Below are 17,938 nucleotides of genomic sequence, written 5' to 3'. Positions count from 1 at the left end.
ACCTTGAGAGCCAGCGTGACCCGGTCACGCCTCCGGCAGGTGTGCGGGGAGCTTTTTCAGCTGTTCGAGGGGCACGGGGCGTGAGAACAGGAACCCCTGGAGCAGGTCGCACTGGCGGTGCATGAGGTCGGTCTGCTGTTCAGGGGTCTCGATGCCCTCGGCTACCACTTTCAGGCCCAGATGATGCGCCATGGTGATCACCCCCTGGGCGATGGCGGCATTGTCGCGGTTGTTGATGATGTCATGGATGAAGCTTTGGTCGAGCTTGACCTTGTTGATCGGCAAGTCCCGCAGGTAGCGAAGGCTGGAGAAACCACTGCCGAAGTCGTCGATCGCCACCTGCACGCCGAGGTTGCGGAGTGCCTGCAGTACCTCGATGGCCCGGTCGGTGCCTGACATGAGTACACCCTCGGTCACCTCGAACTCCAGCCGGTGGGGCGGCCATCCGGTCGCCGCGAGGATCTGCTCGACTTCCTCGAGAAAGCCTGTCCGGCGAAATTGCAGTGGAGAGATGTTCACTGCCACCGGCAGGTCAGCCTCGCCATCGGCGAAGAGGGTGGCCATGTCCTGGCAGGCCCGGTGCAGCACCCAGCGGCCGAGGGCGACGATCTGGCCTGTCTGCTCGGCCAGCGGGATGAAGAACCCCGGTGAGATCATGCCCTTGTCGGGATGCTGCCAGCGCACGAGCGCCTCGACGCTGCGCACCTGTCCGGTGCGGGTGTCGACGATGGGCTGATAATGCAGCAGGAACTGCTCATCGCGGATCGCCTCCTGCATCTCGAGACGCATTTCCACCTGCTCACTCATCAGGCTCGCGACATTGTCGCCATACCACTGCCATGTATTGCGCCCCTGCTGCTTGGCGTCATGCATGGCCAGGTCGGCGTGCTGGATCAGTTCGCGGGCCTCGAGCACCGGCTCGAGGCTCGAGGCGATGCCGATGCTGGCGCTGATATGAAGCCGGTGTTCATCGAACTCGAAGGGCAGCGACAGGGCGGTGAGGATCGCTTCGGTTCTTTCCAGCACCTCGTTCTTGAAGGAAAGTCCGGTCAGCAGGATGGCGAACTCGTCGCTGCCCAGCCGCGACAGGATGTCCCCCTGGGCCAGCAGGGCCTCCAGGCGATGGGTCACCTCCACCAGCAGCCTGTCGCCGACATGATGCCCGAGGCCCTCATTGACCGGCTTGAAGTCGTCCAGGTCGAGGTAGAGCAGGGCAAGCAAGTCGTCCTTTCGGCGAGCCTGGCGGTATTGCTGGACCAGGCGTGAGGTGAACTGCTGGCGGTTGGGCAGCCCGGTGAGCAGGTCGTGGCTGGCCTGGTGGGCGAGACGATCCTCATACTCCAGGAACTGTGAGACATCCTGCTGAATACCGACGATGTGGGTGCAGTGCCCGGCTTCATCGAGGACGGGGCCGAGGTAGAGCTGGTTCCAGAACGTCGAGCCGTCCTTGCGGTAGTTGAGCAGCGTCACCTGGATCTCGCGACGTTCGGCCAGGGCGAGGCGCAGATGTGCCACCTTCTGCGGGTCGGTATCGGGTCCCTGAAGGAAGCGGCAGTTGCGACCCAGTGCCTCTTCACGGCCATAGCCGGTGAGGGCCAGGAAAGTATCGTTGACGTAGACTATGGGCAGGTCCGGCCGGGTGGCGTCGGCCATGACCACGCCATTGTGGCTGGCATCGATGCCGCGGGCGAGCAGGCGAAGCTGCTGTTCCTGCTGGCGGCGCAGCGTGATGTCAAGGCCCACTCCATAGACGCCCACGACCTCGTCATTGACGACGATGGGCAGGTTGGTGACCTCCAGGGTGAAGGGCCTACCCTCGGCATCGACGCTGTTAAAGATATGCTGCTGCGTTTCTCCCTTGCAGACCCGCTCGAAGGCGGCGTCGATGGTGGGCAACTCCTCGTCGGAAACGAAGCTGGCATAGGGCTTCCCCTTCAGCCATTCCTCGCTGAAGCCGGTGATCCGGGTGGCCGAGGCATTGCAGCTGATGAACCGGCCGTCCAGGTCGAATTCGAACACCGCATCGGGATGCTGGGTGAACAGCGAGCGGAAGCGCTGCTCCACCTCGTCGCGGGCCTGGCGGTCACGGTGGCGCCCGATGGCCAGGGCGACCAGGCCCGCGGCCCGGTGCAGCAGCGCTTTCTCAACATCGCTGGGTGCACGAGGCGTTCGGTAATAGGTCGCGAAGGTGCCGAGCACTTCGTCCTCAGCCGAGATGACCGGCATGGACCAGCAGGCGGCCAGCCCCTCCTGACGCGCCAGTTCATGCCCGCCCTGCCAGTTGGGGTCCGCCTGGATGTCCTGGCTGATCACCATCTCCCGCCGGGCGGCCGCTGCCGCACAGGTGCCGATATCCTTGCCGATCTGCACATTCTGTGCGACGTCATGAAAGGCTTGGGAGAAGCTGTCGCCCGCCACCAGACTGAGGGTCCGCTGATCGGGGTCGAACACCATGATCGAGATCAGCGCATCGGGGAGTTGGCGGTCGATCATCCGCGAGATCGCCGGGAGGGTGACCTCCAGTGGCATGTGCCGGGCAATCAGCTCCTGTACGGACTGCTGATCTTCCAGTAGTGCGATTTCGTCCTTCACCTGTATTGCTCCTTGCGCCCGAGCGCTTAGCTGTTAACAGCATCTCAGGACTTGCATTGACAAGCATTAGTTATTTTTCACGGGAAATTGACTTAACCCGTTCAGACAGGTGACGCAGAGGGTCCGTTGCCTCACCCGTGGGAGGGGTGCTCGATGGGGCCGGGAAATCTCACGTCGAGGCCGCTCGCGGCAACCACGCCGACCCGATAGGCTATGGGAACGATGAACTTCCCCTACCCCTGTGGCTAAGAGGCTTGCCCATGACCGTGATGATAATCGGCCTGTTGATCTTTCTCGGTGTGCACTCGGTGCGCATCCTGGCCGACGACTGGCGTACCGCCCAGATACAGCGTAGAGGCGAGATGCCCTGGAAGGCGGCCTATTCGGTGGTCTCGATCATCGGCCTGACCCTGGCGATCTGGGGCTATGGCCAGATGCGCCTGGATCCGGTGTGGGTCTGGCAGCCTCCGGTGGGCCTGCGCCATGCCGTATCGCTGCTGATGATCCCCGCCTTCGTGCTGCTGGTGGCGGCCTATATGCCCAGCAACCATATCAAGGCGAAGCTGGGCCATCCGATGATCCTGGCCGTGAAGCTCTGGGCCTTCGCCCACCTGCTGGCCAACGGTCGGCTGGGCGACATCGTGTTCTTCGGGGCCTTCCTGCTGTGGGCCGTGTTCGACTTCCGCGCGGCCCGTCGTCGTCCCCGTCCTTTGGTCGCCAAGCCGAGCATGGCCGGCACCGTTTCGACCGTGGTGATCGGCCTGGCGGTCTACTACCTCTTCGCCTTTCATCTGCATGCGTGGGTCACCGGGGTGCCGGTGATGTGATCCCGGCCACGTCACGACGGAAACGGGGCGCAAGGCACCCTGAGCCTTCGGCTGGGCCTTTTCCTATATGGTGCTACGCTGATTGAGTCGCCACTGAATCGTCATCCAGGGGTCATGCCGTCGTCACATCGTCGCGCGATAACGGAGTACGCCCTACCCACCATGGAGAGCTCGTCATGTCGATCACACGTCGCCGTTTCCTCAAAGGCAGCCTGGCCGCCGGGGCCGCTGCCAGCGTGCCATCCTTCTACATCAACACGGTACTGGCGCAGGAGCAGACGCTGCGCATCTATGCCTGGGCGGGCTACTTCAGTGACCGGATGCTTGCGGACTTCACCGAGAAGACCGGGATCAAGGCCACCTTCACCCCCTATGGCACCAACGACGAGCTGATGAACTCGCTGCGGGCCAGCGACGGCAGCGGCTTCGACGTGATCATGCCCACCGTGGACCGCGTCCCCGGCTATCTCGACTACAACCTGGTGCAGCCGCTGGACCAGTCGCGTATCAACTGGAGCGGCGCCCTGGAAAGCGCCATCGAGGGTTCCGAGACCGGCGGCGTGGTGGACGGCAAGCGCTATTTCGCGCCCAGCGACTGGGGCACCGAGGCGATCACCTGGCACCGCCGCTTCGCCGATGTCGATCGCGCCAACCTCAGCTATGCCGACCTGTGGAATCCCGAGCACGGCCAGGGCGTCACGGTGCGCGGCCATTCGGCGCTGGTCGGCATCGGCCTATGGCTGGAGCGTGAAGGCCGGTTGCCGTTCCCGCTGCTCGATTCCTACAAGAACGAGGAGGCGATGCGCGCCAACTTCGAGGTCATCCTCGAGGAGGCGGTCAAGCACAAGTCCATGCTGGCGCAGTTCTGGAACACCGAGAACGAGGCTCAGGCGGCCTTTCGCACCAACGGCGCGATCATCGGCCAGACCTGGGATTCCACCGCCTTCCGCCTGCAGCAGGAGGGTGAGGATATCGCCTACGGCGCGCCGAAGGAGGGGGCACTCGCCTGGATGGAGGGCTTCGTGATCCCCCGCAACGCCCAGAATCCTGACGCCGTCTACGAGTTGATCAACTGGTACTACACCCCCGAGGCCGGGGCCATGTTCGTCGAGGCCACCGGCTACAATTCCACCGCCAAGGGGGCCACCGCGCTGCTGCCGGAGGCGACGCGCAACTTCTTCACCGAGTCCTACACTGAGGAAGACCTGGCCAATCTCTGGTGGTGGCCGATCCAGGAGCCTTGGTATGTGGCGCTGCGCAACGAATACCAGGACCGTTACCTCTCGGCATGATGTCGAATGAATCCACATCCGAGGTGACCATGGACGGCAGCGTCCGCCTGGAGGAGGTGGTGATGCGCTTCGGCGACTTCACTGCCATCGAGAAGACGTCGCTCGAGATCGGGTCGGGGGAGTTCTTCAGCTTCCTCGGCCCCTCGGGCTGCGGAAAGACCACTCTACTCAACATGATCAGCGGCTTCCTGACCCCAAGCGAGGGGCGGGTGCAGATCGGCGGCGAGGCCATGGGCGGGGTGCCGGTGAACCGCCGTCCCACGGCGATGATCTTCCAGAACCTGGCGCTCTTCCCGCTGATGACGGTGTTCGAGAACATCGAGTTCGGTCTCGAGGTGCGCGGAGTCGACAAGCAGGCGCGCCGCGAGGCCTCCGAGCGGCTGCTGGCGCTGGTGGCGCTGGAGGGCAGCGGGCCGAAGATGGTCACCGAGCTCTCCGGCGGCCAGAAGCAGCGGGTGGCCATCGCCCGGGCGCTGGCCGTGGAGCCGCGGGTGCTGCTGCTCGATGAACCACTCTCGGCGCTGGATCTCAAGCTTCGCCAGCACATGCGCGCCGAGCTCAAGGCGATCCAGCGCAAGACCGGCATCACTTTCATCTATATCACCCATGACCAGGGCGAGGCGCTGACCATGTCCGATCGGGTGGCGGTGATGTCGGCGGGGCGCATCCAGCAGGTGGCCGACCCCATGACCCTCTACCGTTCGCCGGCCACCGGCTTCGTGGCGGCCTTCGTGGGCGAGAACAACCGGCTGGAGACGACGCTGATCGAGCGCCAGGGCGAACAGGTACGCCTTGACGGCGGGCTGCTGGGTGAACTGGCCGGCCGTGCCGCGGCCTCGACCCGCCTGGACAACGGTGACCGGGCCGCGCTCTACATCCGCCCCGAGCACCTGCGGCCGGTCGACGACGAGGCCGACGGCCCGACCTTCGCGGCCACGCTCGAGGCGGTGCACTTCGAGGGCGCCTGGGTCATGGTGGAGGCCAGGCTCGATGCCTCCGGCGAGATGCTCAGGGCCCAGCTGGGCCATGAGCTATCCCGGCAGTATGTGGACGCCCTGGTCGCCGGTCGTCGCATGACCTTCGGCTATGATCCCGAGGATGCGGTGGTGCTGCCTGACGATGGCAGCCCTCGGGTCGACGAGGCGACCGGCGAGGTGATGGAGGCCCGGAATGTTTAGTCAGCTGCGGTCGCGTTTCGGCAGCCCCCTGGCCATGGCGATCCTCGGCCTGCTGGGCATCTGGCTGATCGTCATGGTGACCCTCCCGCAGCTGCAGATGATCGACTACTCGCTGCGCCCCAACCTGCTGCCGGCCCAGCAGGGGGGGCCGGAGGATGGCTGGACGCTGGCCAACTATGCCACCCTGGCCGCCAACGATATCCATCGGGCGATCTTCTTCAAGACGCTGTGGTCCAGCGTGCTGGTGACCCTGCTGACCCTGGCGGTGAGCTACCCGCTGGCCTGGTATCTGGCCAAGGAGGCCACTCCGCGACAGGCGGCACTTTGCATCCTGCTGCTGATCATCCCCTTCTGGATCAACGAGATCCTGCGTACCTACTCCTGGTTCATCATTCTCGCCTTCCGCGGGCCCCTGAACGAGGTGCTGATGATGCTGGGGCTGATCGACCGGCCGATCCGCTTCCTCAGCGGCGACGCCGGGGTCATGGTGGGCATGGTCTATGCCTACATCCTGTTCATGGTCTTTCCCGTCTACAACGCCATCGAGAGCCTGGATGACAACCAGGTGCGGGCCGCCCGGGATCTCGGGGCGGGCACCATCCGTACCCATCGCCGCATCGTCATTCCCCACGCCAAGCCGGGGATCGCCACCGGCTGCATCATGACCTTCATGCTGGCGGCGGGCAGCTATGCGGTACCGGCGCTGCTCGGCTCGCCGGGCAGTCGCTGGTTCACCCAGATCATCTACAACTGGTTCTTCGAGGGCGGCAACTGGAACCAGGGGGCGGCCTATGCCTTCCTGCTGCTGGTGCTGTGCATCGGCTTCATGTCGCTGATCATGAAATTCTTCAAGGTGGGTCTGGGAGACATCGCGAAATGACGGGGAGCAGGGTGTGAGCTCGCAGCGACTGATGGCCCTGGGCCTGCGCTTCTATGTGGTGGTGTTCTTCATCTACCTCTTCCTGCCGCTGGTGATCATGGCCGCGGCCACCTTCAACGACAGCCGCTTTCCCACCGTGACGCCCTGGGATGGCACCACCCTCAAGTGGTTCGGCGAGCTCGCCGCCGACGGCGGCATGTGGCAGGCGCTGACCAATAGCGCCATCGTCGCCGTCGGCGTGCTGTTGCTGGCGGTACCCATCGGCATTGCCACGGCGCTGTTCCTCAATACTGTCTCGAGCCGTGCCAAGCCGTTTCTCTATGCACTGATCCTTTCGCCGCTGCTCACCCCGGGGGTGATCATCGGCATCTCGACGCTGATCTTCTGGCGACAGTTGGGGGTCGGCGGGGGCATCTTCCTCACCGTGCTCGGCCAGGCCACCTTCATCGCCGCCTACGTGATGCTGATGGTCACGGCGCGTCTGCAGCGCTTCGACCGGACCATGGAGCTCGCTGCGCTGGACCTGGGTGCCAGCCAGTGGCAGATGTTTCGGCGCATCCTGTTGCCCTATCTCAAGCCGGCGATCCTTTCGGCGGCGGTGATCGCCTTCCTGCAGTCCTTCGAGAACTACAACACCTCGCTGTTCGTGGTGGGCTACGACACCACCCTGACCGTCTACATCGCCTCCAAGGTGCGCACCGGCCTCACGCCGGCGGTCAATGCCCTGGGCCTGATCCTGATACTCGTCACCGTGCTGCTGGCCGTGGCCTACGAGATCAAGCGCCGCCGCGAAGCGGCGCGCACGGTCAAGGGCGTCTAGCACGCTTCCTGCGTTATGCTGGCCCCGACCGAGAGTGAGGGCCCATGTCTCACGACCATCACCACCACTCGCATCACAAAGACCATCACACCGGGCAAGATAGCCAGCGTAGGCTCTTCTGGGCGATCCTGCTGACCGGCGGTTTCATGGTCGCCGCCGAGGTGGTGGGGGCATCCTCTCAGGGCCGCTAGATCAGCTTGCTTTGACGCCGCTGGGCCATGGACTCGGGCGGGTCGAAGCGGTCTGGATCGGCGAGGTCCCAGTAGTCACGGAACACGTCATGGCGGGATGCGCCGCCCTGCAGCAGCGTGTCCGGGGCGAGGATGTCATAGAGCTCGTCGAAGCTCTTCACCTCATGGGCGGAGAGCCGATGCATCACGTGCTCGGGGCCTAGCTCCTGCGGGTGGGAGAGGCCGGCGGCTGCCAGCATCTCGGCCAGCGCCGAGAGAGTATTGGCGTGGAAGCGCTGCACCCGGCGTGACTTGTGGTCGACGTCCAGGCGGCTGCCGCGCAACGGGTCCTGGGTCGCCACGCCGCTCGGGCAGCGGTCGGTGTGGCAGGTCTGGGCCTGGATACAGCCCAGGGCAAACATGTAGCCCCGGGCGGCGTTGCACCAGTCGGCGCCGAGTGCCAGGACGCGAGTGATATCGAAGGCGCTGATCACCTTGCCGGCGGCGCCGATGGATACCCGCTCGCGCAGCCCGGCCCCCACCAGGGTGTTGTGCACCAGCAGCAGGGCCTCGGTCAGCGGCATGCCCAGGCGGTTGATGAGCTCAAGCGGGGCGGCGCCCGTGCCGCCTTCACCTCCGTCGACCACCACGAAGTCCGGGTGCTCCCCTTCGTCCAGCATTGCCTTGACCAGGGCGAACCATTCCCAGGGATGCCCTATCGCCAGCTTGATGCCCACCGGCTTGTCCCCGGCTAGTTCGCGCAGCCGTCGGATGAAGTGGATCAGTTCGCGGGGCGTGGAGAAGGCCGAATGAGCGGCGGGGGAGACCACCTCCTGGCCCATGGGGACGCCGCGGGTCGAGGCGATCTCGGCAGTGACCTTGGTGGCCGGCAGGATGCCGCCGTGGCCCGGCTTGGCGCCCTGGCTGAGCTTGATCTCGACCATCTTTACCGCGTCCTGGGTGGCCTGCTCTCGAAAGCGCTCGGGGTCGAACCGGCCCTGTTCGTCACGGCAGCCGAAATAGCCGGAGCCGATCTCCCAGACCAGATCCCCGCCGAGCCGGTGGTAGGGGGAGATCGCGCCTTCCCCGGTGTCATGGTAGAAGCCGCCCAGCCGCGCGCCCTGGTTAAGGGCGCTGATGGCGTTTCCCGAGAGCGCCCCGAAGCTCATCGCCGAGATGTTGAACACGCTGGCTCGATAGGGCCTGGTGCGCGCGGCACCGATGGTGATGCGAAAGTCCGGGTCGTCGATGCGGGCCGGTGCCAGTGACGGGCTCATCCACTCGTAGCCTGTGGCTCGCATGTCGCAGAGCGAACCGAAGGGGCGCTTGTCGCTGAGATCCTTGGCGCGCTGGTAGACCAGCCGGCGCTGCTCCCGAGAGAAGGGGATGGCCTCGCTATCGGACTGGATGATGTACTGGCGGATCTCGGGACCGAAGGATTCGAGGTTGTAGCGCAGGTGGGCGAGGATCGGGTAGTTGCGGCTCACCGTGCGCTTGCGCTGGAGGATGTCATGGCTGCCCAGGACGACGAGCAGGCCGAAACCCAGCACGCCCCACCACCAGCCGGGGTCTTCCAGGACGCCGATGAGGCTGACGGCGAGGCCCAGCAGACTGATCACGAAGGCGCCGTAACGCAGGGGGAGAGGGGGCATGTCGCGCTCCTGATGAAGGTTGGTAACGCCATTGCGCGGCCGCGCCAGGTGACTGTCAATTCGCCCGGCAGTCGCGGTACCGGCTAGCCTCTAGGGTCCGTACTGGCATACCGATGAATTCTGCGACGCTCAGAACCCCGAGCCGACAAGCCCCACCACGCTGACCAGGATGAGTACGCTGCCAAGCACCCTGAAATAGAGGTTCGTCTGACTGGCGAGCATGTGCCGATGGGCACGCTCGCCCAGCAGGTGACCGATCAGTGCGCAGGGTAGCAGCCAAAGGTGGTGGATGAGCTGCAGATCGACCCCCGCGATCAAGAACGACACCATCTTGATCAGCACCAGGATGAACCACAGCACGAAGAGGGTGTCTCGCAGCTGTTGGGTGGCAACGCGGGCGGCGAAGACCGCAACGATCAGCGGCGCGCCGATCAGGGAGGTCCCGCTGACATAGCCGCCCAGCACCAGCAGCACCGCATCGACGACGCGGTTGTGGTTGCGGAAGGGCTTGTCGAGCACGTAGCCGACCGCGTAGACCATCACGATCACGAAGATGATGTTGGTCAGGACCTGGCCGGGCAAGGTGAGCAGGCCGACGACCCCGATCAACTTGGGAATGATCATGATCTTCATCGCCTGGCGCAGGTAGCCCCAGTCGATGTTGCTGGAGGCCGGGGCCTGGCCGTCGTTGGCGATCACCAGTTGCCGGTGGCCGCGCCAGGCGATCCAGCTGGAGAAGATCATCAGGTGCACCGCGATGATCGGCAGGAAGACCAGCGGCTCGTCGAGCACCAGCAGCAGAAAGGGCAGCGAAAGCACGGCCCCGCCGAAGCCGAGGCTGGTCCTGACGAAGCCGCTCCACACGAAGATCAGCCCGATCAGGGCGTACTCCCAGGACTCGAGCCCTGTCATTGCTCTTCCTCTTCCTTATTCGTTTATCGTTTGGTCATCCCGGCAGCGTCCCCAGACCCGGGCAAGCACCTCCAGGGCCTCGGCGATCACCGCCTCCTCGCCTCTGTCGCGTCGCCAGATGAAGCTCAGCGCGCAGGGCAGGCGCATATTCTCGGCGACCGTCAGGCCGCGTTCCTGGCGCTCTGCCATGGCCAGGGCGTCACGGGCCAGGCTGAGACCGATGCCGGCGCGCACCAGGTCGAGCATACAGGCTTCCTGGTCCACCTGGGCCACGCCCTTCGGGGCCACCCCCAGCGGGTCGAGCAGGCCATGGAGCAGGCGGTGATGCACCGAGTTGGGTGGCGTGGTGATCCATGGCAGGGTGGCCAGGGCGGCCCAGTCTGCCCCGGCCAGACGTTTATCCCAGCCGGCCGGGGCGATCACGTAGTAGTGAAAGAGGGTGAGCTCACAGTGGGCGACCTCCGGCGCCTGGGGGCCTTCGCCGGGCGTCGCCAGGAAGAACCCCACGTCCAGGTCGCCCCGGCGCACCCACTCCAGCACGCTGCCGCTCATGCCGTGGTGCAGTTCCGTCTCGAGTTGCGGCGCCCGCTCCACCAGACGGTGCAGGAAGGCCCCCAGGCGAATGAACTCGGGGTCGACGATGGTGCCGATCTTCAGCCGGCCACGCAGGGTGCTGTGCAGGGCGCGGGCGTTCTGCTCGAAGGCGGCCATGGCCGCGAGCGCCTTCTCGGCGGCGGGTACCAGGGCCTGGCCATCTTCTGTGAGCGACAGCCCCCTTGGGCGTCGCTGGAACAGCGTGAGACCCAGGCTTTCCTGGAATAGCTTGAGCTTGAGGCTGACCGCCGGCTGGGTCAGGTGCAGACGCTCGGCGGCGCGAGAGACACTGCCTTCCCGTGCCACGGTGACGAAGGCACGCAGGGTCTGAATGTCCTGCATGGTGGCCTCCTCGGCATGAAGTGATATCAGCTTAATTTATAATTAGGTTTTGAATAACTCAATTGATCCTCGTGACGGCAGGGCGCATCGTGACCTTCATGGACCCCCTCCTGCTATGCAGTGGTGATGAGCCCTTATATCCTTAATAACGACGACAATGAGGCTCCCATGAGCACCCACAACATCCAGCATTATATCAATGGACAAATGTCTGCCGGCGAGTCCGGCCAGGCCCAGGATGTCTTCAACCCGGCCACCGGGCAGGTGACGGGCCGAGTGTCACTGGCTTCCCACGCCGATGTGGACGCGGCCGTGGCCGTCGCCAAGACCGCCTTCCCGGCCTGGGCCGATACCCCGCCGATCCGTCGCGCCCGGGTGATGTTCAAGTTCCTGGAATTGCTCAACGCTCACAAGGACGAGCTGGCCGAGGCGATTACCCGCGAGCATGGCAAGGTGTTCACCGATGCCCAGGGCGAGGTGGCCCGCGGCATCGACATCGTCGAGTTCGCCTGCGGCATCCCGCAGCTGCTCAAGGGCGACTACACCGAACAGGTCAGCACCGGCATAGACAACTGGACGATGCGCCAGCCGCTGGGCGTGGTGGCGGGTATCACCCCGTTCAACTTCCCAGTCATGGTGCCGATGTGGATGTTCCCCATCGCCATCGCCGCCGGCAATACCTTCGTTCTCAAGCCGAGCCCTCTGGATCCCGGCGCTTCTCTGCTGATTGCCGACCTGCTCAAGCGGGCCGGGCTGCCGGATGGCGTTTTCAACGTGGTGCAGGGCGACAAGGCGTCGGTGGAGGCGTTGATCGACCATCCTGACGTCAGGGCCCTCTCGTTCGTCGGCTCCACACCTATCGCCAACCTGATCTACGAGCGTGGCGCCCGTAACGGCAAGCGCGTCCAGGCCCTGGGCGGTGCCAAGAACCACATGGTGGTGATGCCTGATGCCAACCTCGACAAGGCCGTCGATGCCCTGATCGGCGCGGCCTACGGCAGTGCCGGCGAGCGCTGCATGGCGATCAGCGTGGCGGTGCTGGTGGGTGACGTGGCCGATCAGCTCGTGCCGCGCCTGGCCGAGCAAGCGAAGGCGCTCAAGGTCAAGAACGGCATGGAACTCGATGCCGAGATGGGCCCCATCGTCACTGCCCAGGCCCACCAGCGGATTACCGGTTACATCGACAAGGGTGTGGCCGAGGGCGCCGAGCTGGTGGTCGATGGCCGCGACTTCGATGCCTCCGTGACCGGCGAGGGCTGTGCCGAGGGCTTCTGGATGGGCGGCAGCCTGTTCGACCACGTCACGCCCGAGATGACCATCTACAAGGAGGAGATCTTCGGTCCGGTACTGGTCTGCGTGCGGGTGCCCGACATCGCCACCGCCATCCAGCTGATCAACGACCACGAATTCGGTAACGGCGTGAGCTGCTTCACCGAGAGCGGCAGCGTGGCGCGCGAGTTCGGTCGACGCATCCAGGTGGGCATGGTGGGGATCAACGTGCCGATCCCGGTCCCCATGGCCTGGCACGGCTTCGGCGGCTGGAAGCGCTCGATGTTCGGTGACACCCATGCCTACGGCGAGGAAGGCGTCCGCTTCTATACCAAGCAGAAGTCGATCATGCAGCGCTGGTCCGACTCCATAGATGCCGGTGCCGAGTTCGTGATGCCGACGGCCAAGTAACATCTCCCTCCAACCACCGACAGGCATGCCAGCCGGTCAGCTGGTGTCCGCCAGCTGACCGCATACCGTCATCCAGGTGACGGCAGGCCCGGCATGCCGAGCGAGTGCATGCCATGGCTGAACAATCCAACGACAAGCAAGCCTTCGATTATATCGTGGTCGGCGCCGGAACCGCCGGCTGCCTGCTCGCCAATCGCCTCAGCGCCGACCCGACCAACCGGGTGCTGCTGATCGAGGCTGGTGGCCGCGACAACTACCACTGGATCCACATTCCGGTGGGTTACCTCTACTGCATCGACAATCCGCGCACCGACTGGCGCTTCCGCACCGAGCCCGACAAGGGGCTGAACGGTCGTTCCTTGATCTATCCGCGTGGCAAGACACTCGGCGGCTGCTCCAGCATCAACGGCATGCTGTACCTGCGAGGCCAGGCCCGTGACTACGACGGCTGGGCCGAGTTGACCGGCGACGACGCCTGGCGCTGGGATAACTGCCTGGCCGACTTCATGAAGCATGAGGATCACCATCGCCTGGATGATGGTGGCGACGCCGATGCCGCTCATCGTGACTATCACGGTCACGGTGGTGAATGGCGCGTCGAGAAGCAGCGTCTTAGCTGGCAAGTACTCGACGACTTTGCCACTGCCGCCGTGGAGGCTGGCATCCCACGAACCCGCGACTTCAACCGCGGTGACAATGAGGGCGTCGACTACTTCGAGGTCAACCAGCGTTCGGGCTGGCGCTGGAACACGTCCAAGGCCTTCCTGCGCGGGGCCGAAACACGTGAAAACCTGACCCTTTGGCACTCCACCCAGGTGCTGGGGCTCAAGATGGAACGAACAGGCGAGAAAGACGAGGGCGGCGAGCCGCTCTGCAGCGGCGTGAAGGTCGAGCGTGAAGGTGAGAGTGTCGTGGCGACGGCCAGCCGCGAGGTCATTCTCTCGGCCGGTGCCATCGGCTCACCACAGCTGCTGCAACTCTCGGGGATCGGCCCTGCGGATCTGCTGGCCGAGAACGGCATCCCGCTGGTGGCCGAGTTGCCCGGCGTGGGTGAGAACCTGCAGGACCACTTGCAGATCCGCTCCGTCTACAAGGTGAAGGGGGCCAAGACCCTCAATACCATGGCCAACTCGTTGGTGGGGAAGGCAAAGATCGGCCTGGAGTATGTCTTCAAGCGCTCCGGGCCCATGAGCATGGCGCCCTCCCAGCTTTGTGCCTTCACTCGCAGTTCCGACGATCAGCCATATCCCAACATCGAGTACCACGTTCAGCCGCTGAGCCTTGAGGCCTTCGGGCAGCCACTCCACGACTTCCCGGCGATCACCGCCAGCGTGTGCAACCTCAACCCGACCAGTCGTGGCACGGTGCGCATCAAGAGCGCCGACCCCCGCCAGGCGCCCGCGATTGCTCCCCACTATCTGAGCACCCCGGAGGACCGGCAGGTCGCCGCTGACTCGCTGAGGGTCACGCGACGCATTGCCGGGCAGCCCGCCTTCGCGAAATATTCGCCGGAGGAGTTCAAGCCGGGACTGGAGTACGAGAGCAACGAGGATCTGACGCGGCTGGCCGGTGACATCGGCACTACCATCTTCCACCCGGTGGGCACCGCGAAGATGGGCCGAGACGATGACCCCATGGCGGTCGTCGACTCCCATCTTCGGGTGAGAGGCGTCAAGGGGCTGAGGGTCGTCGATGCCAGCATCATGCCGACCATCACCAGCGGCAACACCAACTCACCGACGCTGATGATCGCCGAGAAGGCCGCGGGCTGGATCCTTGCCTCACGATGACCCCATCACGCCCTGGGTGGGTGTCCGGGGAGTCCGGGGTGTCAACAGAGGCTTCGCGTTGCCAGGCGAGGTGCCATGTTGGCTCTTCCGATCAAAATAAGGTTTGACGTCCCCCCCCGGGGGGCGCAAGATGCTCGCAGTTGGTTAGCAAGTGGAACATCGCAAGTGGTCATCGAAAGCTCATAGCGTCGATTTCCCGGTGCAAGTTTCTTGTTTTACCCACTGCAATTCGGGTATTTCCCGGCACAATCAAACGCTATTCGAGGAATTCGATAATGGCTACCGGTACTGTCAAGTGGTTCAACGACACCAAGGGCTTCGGCTTCATTTCTCCGGACGACAACGGTGACGACCTGTTCGCTCACTTCTCCGAGATCAAGGCTGAAGGCTTCAAGTCCCTGCAAGACGGTCAGAAGGTTTCCTTCGACGTCACCCAGGGCAAGAAAGGCCTCCAGGCTTCCAACATCCAGGTCATCGACTGAACGTCGACCGACCTTGATGTGACTGCCTGACGGCAGTCGAGAAGGGCCCGCAAATGCGGGCCTTTTTCATTGGTGCGCACTACTGTTTTTTATTCCAAAAAAATATTTCTAGATTTCTAAAAATAACTTTTTAGAATAAGTCGCGGCGGTCACAATGGGTCCTGTCTCTTCGTGATCGGATCTGTCCCCATGCCGCTGGATGCCTGGCTCTCCCTTGCTATCGTCATCGCTGTCTTTCCGTTGATGGCCTTCTCGCGCATCGGGCCCGACATCGTGCTGCTTGGCGCGGTGATCCTGCTGCTCACTCTCGGCGTGATCGAGCCGGCCCAGGCGCTGGCGGGCTTCTCGAGCACTGGCCTGTTTACCGTGGCCTTCATGTACGTGCTGGTGGCCAGCATCCGAGAGACCGGCGGCATCGACCTGATCATCCGCCATGTGCTGGGACGCCCCCGCAGCGAGGGCCGGGCGCTGCTGCGCCTGCTGCTGCCGGTGGCCTCGCTCAGTGGCCTGCTCAACAACACCCCGGTCGTGGCGACCTTCATCCCGGCCGTGCTGAGCTGGAGCCGGCGCGTGGCCGTGCCGGCCCATCGCCTGCTGATGCCGCTCAGCTTCGCCTCGATCCTCGGCGGCACCATCACCCTGTTCGGCACCAGCACCAACCTGGTCGTCCATGGCCTGCTGATCGATCGTGACCCTTCCCTGGCCATGGGGCTTTTCGACATCGCCTGGGTGGGCGTGCCGGTGGCCCTGGCAGGCCTGGCCTACCTGGTCCTGCTTGGACCGCGTCTGCTGCCGGCGCGGCGAGGGGCGGAGGCGGTCTTCGAGAATCCCCGCGAGTTCACCATCGAGATGGAGGTGGATCCCGATGGTCCGCTGGTGGACCGGTCGGTCGAGGAAGCCGGCCTTCGTCACCTGCAGGCGCTGTTCCTGGTCGAGATCGAACGGGATGGTAACGTCGTCAGCGTGGTGGGGCCCGGTGAGCAACTGAAGGGCGGCGATCGGCTGGTGTTCGCCGGCACCAGTGAGGGAGCGGTGGAGCTGCAGCAGATCCGCGGGCTCGTCCCGACCCGCCAGGGGGCCTCGAGTCTCGAGAAGGACTTCAAGGAGCGCCGCCTGGTGGAGGCGGTGGTGTCCGACCAGTGCCAGTTCATCGGCCGTCGCATCCGTGATGGCCACTTCCGTACCCTTTATGGTGCCGCCGTGCTGGCGGTCTGCCGCGGCGGTGAGCGGGTCGCGGGTAACCTCGGCCAGATCCGCCTGCAGCCCGCCGACGTGCTGCTGCTGGAGGCGCGCCCACCCTTCATCGAGCGTCATCGCCAGTCGCGCGACTTCCTGCTGATCAGCAAGGTCAACGGGTCCGCTCGCCCGGTCCACGAGAAGGCCTGGCTGGCCTGGAGCATCCTGGCCGGCGTGGTCTTGCTGGCCACCCTGGGGGCGATGAGCATGATGAATGCCGCCATGCTGGGTGCGGCCCTGGCACTGGCCACCGGCTGCTGCACCGTGGGGGCGGCCAAGCGAGGGCTGGACACCCAGGTGTTGCTGACCATCGCCGCTTCCTTTGGCCTCGGCGCGGCGCTGGAAAGCTCGGGGGCGGCGGCCACCCTGGCCGACGTTGCTCTGGGGCTGGCAGACGGCAACCCCTGGCTGTTGCTTGGCGCGGTCTATGTGGTGGTGACCTTGCTGACCTCCCTGGTGACCAACAACGCCGCCGCGGTGATCTCCTTTCCGGTGGTCATGGCCAGTGCCGAAAACCTCGGCGTGAGCCCCATGCCGTATGTGGTCGTCGTGATGTTCGCCGCTTCGGCCAGCTTCCTGACGCCCATCGGCTACCAGACCAATCTGATGGTCTTCGGCCCCGGAGGCTACCGCTTTACCGACTTCCTGCGCCTCGGCGGGCTCCTGAACCTGCTGACCGCTGGAGTGGCCCTCACCTTGATCCCGCAGTTCTGGCCCTTCTGAGGGTGCTCGCCGCGGGCCGGCGTTTGCGGTAGGGTTCGTCCTTCGACCGAGCACATTACCGGCCCTGGAGGCGATTGCATGAACCACCCCGGCGAACTGATGATCGAGCCGAGAAACGGCAAGGCGGCGGACGCCTGCGTTTTCATCCTGCATGGCCTGGGGGCCGACGGCCAGGACTTCGAGCCGCTGATACCGGCGCTGCCCCTGCCTGACGATGCCGCGGTTCGCTTCATCCTGCCCCATGCGCCCCGTCTCCCGGTGACGATCAATGGTGGCATGACCATGCCTGCCTGGTACGACATCAAGGAGATGAGCCTCGATCGTCAGATCGATGAGCCCCAGCTGCTTGCCTCCGCCGAGCGCATCCAGGCCATGGTCCGGGACCAGATCGAGCATGGCATCGACAGTCGCCGGATCATCCTGGCGGGCTTCTCCCAGGGGGGCGCGGTGGCCTACCAGGCGGCGCTCTCCTTCGATGTCCCGCTGGGCGGGCTGCTGGCGCTGTCCACCTACTTCGCCACCAGCGACAGCATCATGCTGGCCGAGGCCAATCGTGAGCTGCCCATCGAGGTCCACCACGGCAGCTTCGATCCGGTGGTCCCCGAGTCGCTGGGCAAGGCCGGCTTCGATCGCGTCCTGTCGCTGGGTTATCCGGCGCACTATCGCCGCTATCCCATGGCCCACGCGCTCTGCCCGCAGCAGATCGTTGACATCGGTCGCTGGCTCGCCGAGCGACTCGCCCATTGAGCAGCCCTCACCGATGCCCGA

The 17,938-nt window shown here is 64.7% G+C and carries 14 protein-coding genes; 10 read left to right on the top strand and 4 right to left on the bottom strand.

Annotated features, from left to right (window positions below):
• Positions 1–24: 24 nt before the first annotated feature.
• Complete coding sequence (locus ABE960_RS04895; protein ID WP_349761119.1) at positions 25–2,592, bottom strand: EAL domain-containing protein; 2,568 nt, start codon at positions 2,590–2,592, stop codon at positions 25–27.
• Between the two features lie 260 nt (positions 2,593–2,852).
• On the opposite strand from ABE960_RS04895, the gene ABE960_RS04890 reads away from it, so the two are divergent.
• The 5 genes from ABE960_RS04890 (at position 2,853) to ABE960_RS04870 (ending at position 7,589) form a co-directional block, all read left to right on the top strand.
• A complete protein-coding gene (locus ABE960_RS04890; protein WP_349761118.1) occupies positions 2,853–3,419 on the top strand; it encodes an NnrU family protein in 567 nt (188 codons plus the stop codon).
• A gap of 176 nt (positions 3,420–3,595) precedes the next feature.
• On the top strand, positions 3,596–4,711 hold the full coding sequence (locus tag ABE960_RS04885) for an extracellular solute-binding protein (protein ID WP_349761117.1): 1,116 nt from the start codon (positions 3,596–3,598) through the stop codon (positions 4,709–4,711).
• Positions 4,708–5,889: an ABC transporter ATP-binding protein gene (locus ABE960_RS04880; protein ID WP_349761116.1), complete on the top strand. Its 1,182-nt coding sequence runs from the start codon at positions 4,708–4,710 to the stop codon at positions 5,887–5,889. Before ABE960_RS04885 ends, ABE960_RS04880 begins: the two co-directional genes overlap by 4 nt.
• Complete coding sequence (locus ABE960_RS04875) at positions 5,882–6,769, top strand: ABC transporter permease (protein ID WP_349761115.1); 888 nt, start codon at positions 5,882–5,884, stop codon at positions 6,767–6,769. The genes ABE960_RS04880 and ABE960_RS04875 overlap by 8 nt, the downstream gene beginning before the upstream one ends.
• Before the next feature lie 31 nt (positions 6,770–6,800).
• Positions 6,801–7,589, top strand: a complete 789-nt coding sequence (locus ABE960_RS04870) for an ABC transporter permease (RefSeq protein ID WP_432765346.1) — start codon at positions 6,801–6,803, stop codon at positions 7,587–7,589.
• 187 nt (positions 7,590–7,776) lie between these two features.
• Here the strand turns inward: ABE960_RS04870 and ABE960_RS04865 are convergent, their stop codons facing one another.
• The 3 genes from ABE960_RS04865 to ABE960_RS04855 form a co-directional block, all read right to left on the bottom strand.
• Positions 7,777–9,411: an FMN-binding glutamate synthase family protein gene (locus ABE960_RS04865; RefSeq protein ID WP_349761113.1), complete on the bottom strand. Its 1,635-nt coding sequence runs from the start codon at positions 9,409–9,411 to the stop codon at positions 7,777–7,779.
• A gap of 129 nt (positions 9,412–9,540) precedes the next feature.
• Positions 9,541–10,323 (bottom strand): TSUP family transporter, encoded by a 783-nt coding sequence (locus tag ABE960_RS04860; RefSeq protein ID WP_349761112.1) that lies wholly within the window; start codon positions 10,321–10,323, stop codon positions 9,541–9,543.
• A 15-nt stretch (positions 10,324–10,338) separates the two neighbouring features.
• Positions 10,339–11,259, bottom strand: a complete 921-nt coding sequence (locus ABE960_RS04855; protein ID WP_349761111.1) for a LysR family transcriptional regulator — start codon at positions 11,257–11,259, stop codon at positions 10,339–10,341.
• Positions 11,260–11,427: 168 nt separating this feature from the next.
• On the opposite strand from ABE960_RS04855, the gene ABE960_RS04850 reads away from it, so the two are divergent.
• The 5 genes from ABE960_RS04850 (at position 11,428) to ABE960_RS04830 (ending at position 17,917) form a co-directional block, all read left to right on the top strand.
• Positions 11,428–12,939, top strand: coding sequence for a CoA-acylating methylmalonate-semialdehyde dehydrogenase (locus ABE960_RS04850; RefSeq protein ID WP_349761110.1), 1,512 nt, complete (start codon positions 11,428–11,430; stop codon positions 12,937–12,939).
• Between the two features lie 113 nt (positions 12,940–13,052).
• Positions 13,053–14,729, top strand: coding sequence for a GMC family oxidoreductase (locus ABE960_RS04845; RefSeq protein WP_349761109.1), 1,677 nt, complete (start codon positions 13,053–13,055; stop codon positions 14,727–14,729).
• 275 nt (positions 14,730–15,004) lie between these two features.
• Positions 15,005–15,211, top strand: a complete 207-nt coding sequence (locus ABE960_RS04840; RefSeq protein WP_106230015.1) for a cold-shock protein — start codon at positions 15,005–15,007, stop codon at positions 15,209–15,211.
• 189 nt (positions 15,212–15,400) lie between these two features.
• Complete coding sequence (locus ABE960_RS04835) at positions 15,401–17,170, top strand: SLC13 family permease (RefSeq protein WP_349761108.1); 1,770 nt, start codon at positions 15,401–15,403, stop codon at positions 17,168–17,170.
• A gap of 78 nt (positions 17,171–17,248) precedes the next feature.
• The gene (locus tag ABE960_RS04830) at positions 17,249–17,917 is read left to right on the top strand and encodes an alpha/beta hydrolase (RefSeq protein WP_349761107.1); all 669 of its coding nucleotides are present in this window, start codon (positions 17,249–17,251) and stop codon (positions 17,915–17,917) included.
• Positions 17,918–17,938: the final 21 nt, after the last annotated feature.

The sequence above is a fragment of the Halomonas aquatica genome (genome assembly GCF_040196335.1).
Lineage (GTDB): Bacteria > Pseudomonadota > Gammaproteobacteria > Pseudomonadales > Halomonadaceae > Halomonas > Halomonas aquatica.
Note: the sequence above shows the minus strand (reverse complement) of the source record. Positions and strands in the feature narration are given on the sequence as shown.

Coding starts and splice junctions, on each gene's coding strand:
- ABE960_RS04840 (WP_106230015.1), top strand. CDS start 15,005: ATGGCTACCGGTACTGTCAAGTGGTTCAACGACACCAAGGGCTTCGGC.
- ABE960_RS04850 (WP_349761110.1), top strand. CDS start 11,428: ATGAGCACCCACAACATCCAGCATTATATCAATGGACAAATGTCTGCC.
- ABE960_RS04860 (WP_349761112.1), bottom strand. CDS start 10,323: ATGACAGGGCTCGAGTCCTGGGAGTACGCCCTGATCGGGCTGATCTTC.
- ABE960_RS04830 (WP_349761107.1), top strand. CDS start 17,249: ATGAACCACCCCGGCGAACTGATGATCGAGCCGAGAAACGGCAAGGCG.
- ABE960_RS04880 (WP_349761116.1), top strand. CDS start 4,708: ATGATGTCGAATGAATCCACATCCGAGGTGACCATGGACGGCAGCGTC.
- ABE960_RS04875 (WP_349761115.1), top strand. CDS start 5,882: ATGTTTAGTCAGCTGCGGTCGCGTTTCGGCAGCCCCCTGGCCATGGCG.
- ABE960_RS04885 (WP_349761117.1), top strand. CDS start 3,596: ATGTCGATCACACGTCGCCGTTTCCTCAAAGGCAGCCTGGCCGCCGGG.
- ABE960_RS04835 (WP_349761108.1), top strand. CDS start 15,401: ATGCCGCTGGATGCCTGGCTCTCCCTTGCTATCGTCATCGCTGTCTTT.
- ABE960_RS04890 (WP_349761118.1), top strand. CDS start 2,853: ATGACCGTGATGATAATCGGCCTGTTGATCTTTCTCGGTGTGCACTCG.
- ABE960_RS04865 (WP_349761113.1), bottom strand. CDS start 9,411: ATGCCCCCTCTCCCCCTGCGTTACGGCGCCTTCGTGATCAGTCTGCTG.
- ABE960_RS04855 (WP_349761111.1), bottom strand. CDS start 11,259: ATGCAGGACATTCAGACCCTGCGTGCCTTCGTCACCGTGGCACGGGAA.
- ABE960_RS04845 (WP_349761109.1), top strand. CDS start 13,053: ATGGCTGAACAATCCAACGACAAGCAAGCCTTCGATTATATCGTGGTC.
- ABE960_RS04870 (WP_432765346.1), top strand. CDS start 6,801: ATGGCCCTGGGCCTGCGCTTCTATGTGGTGGTGTTCTTCATCTACCTC.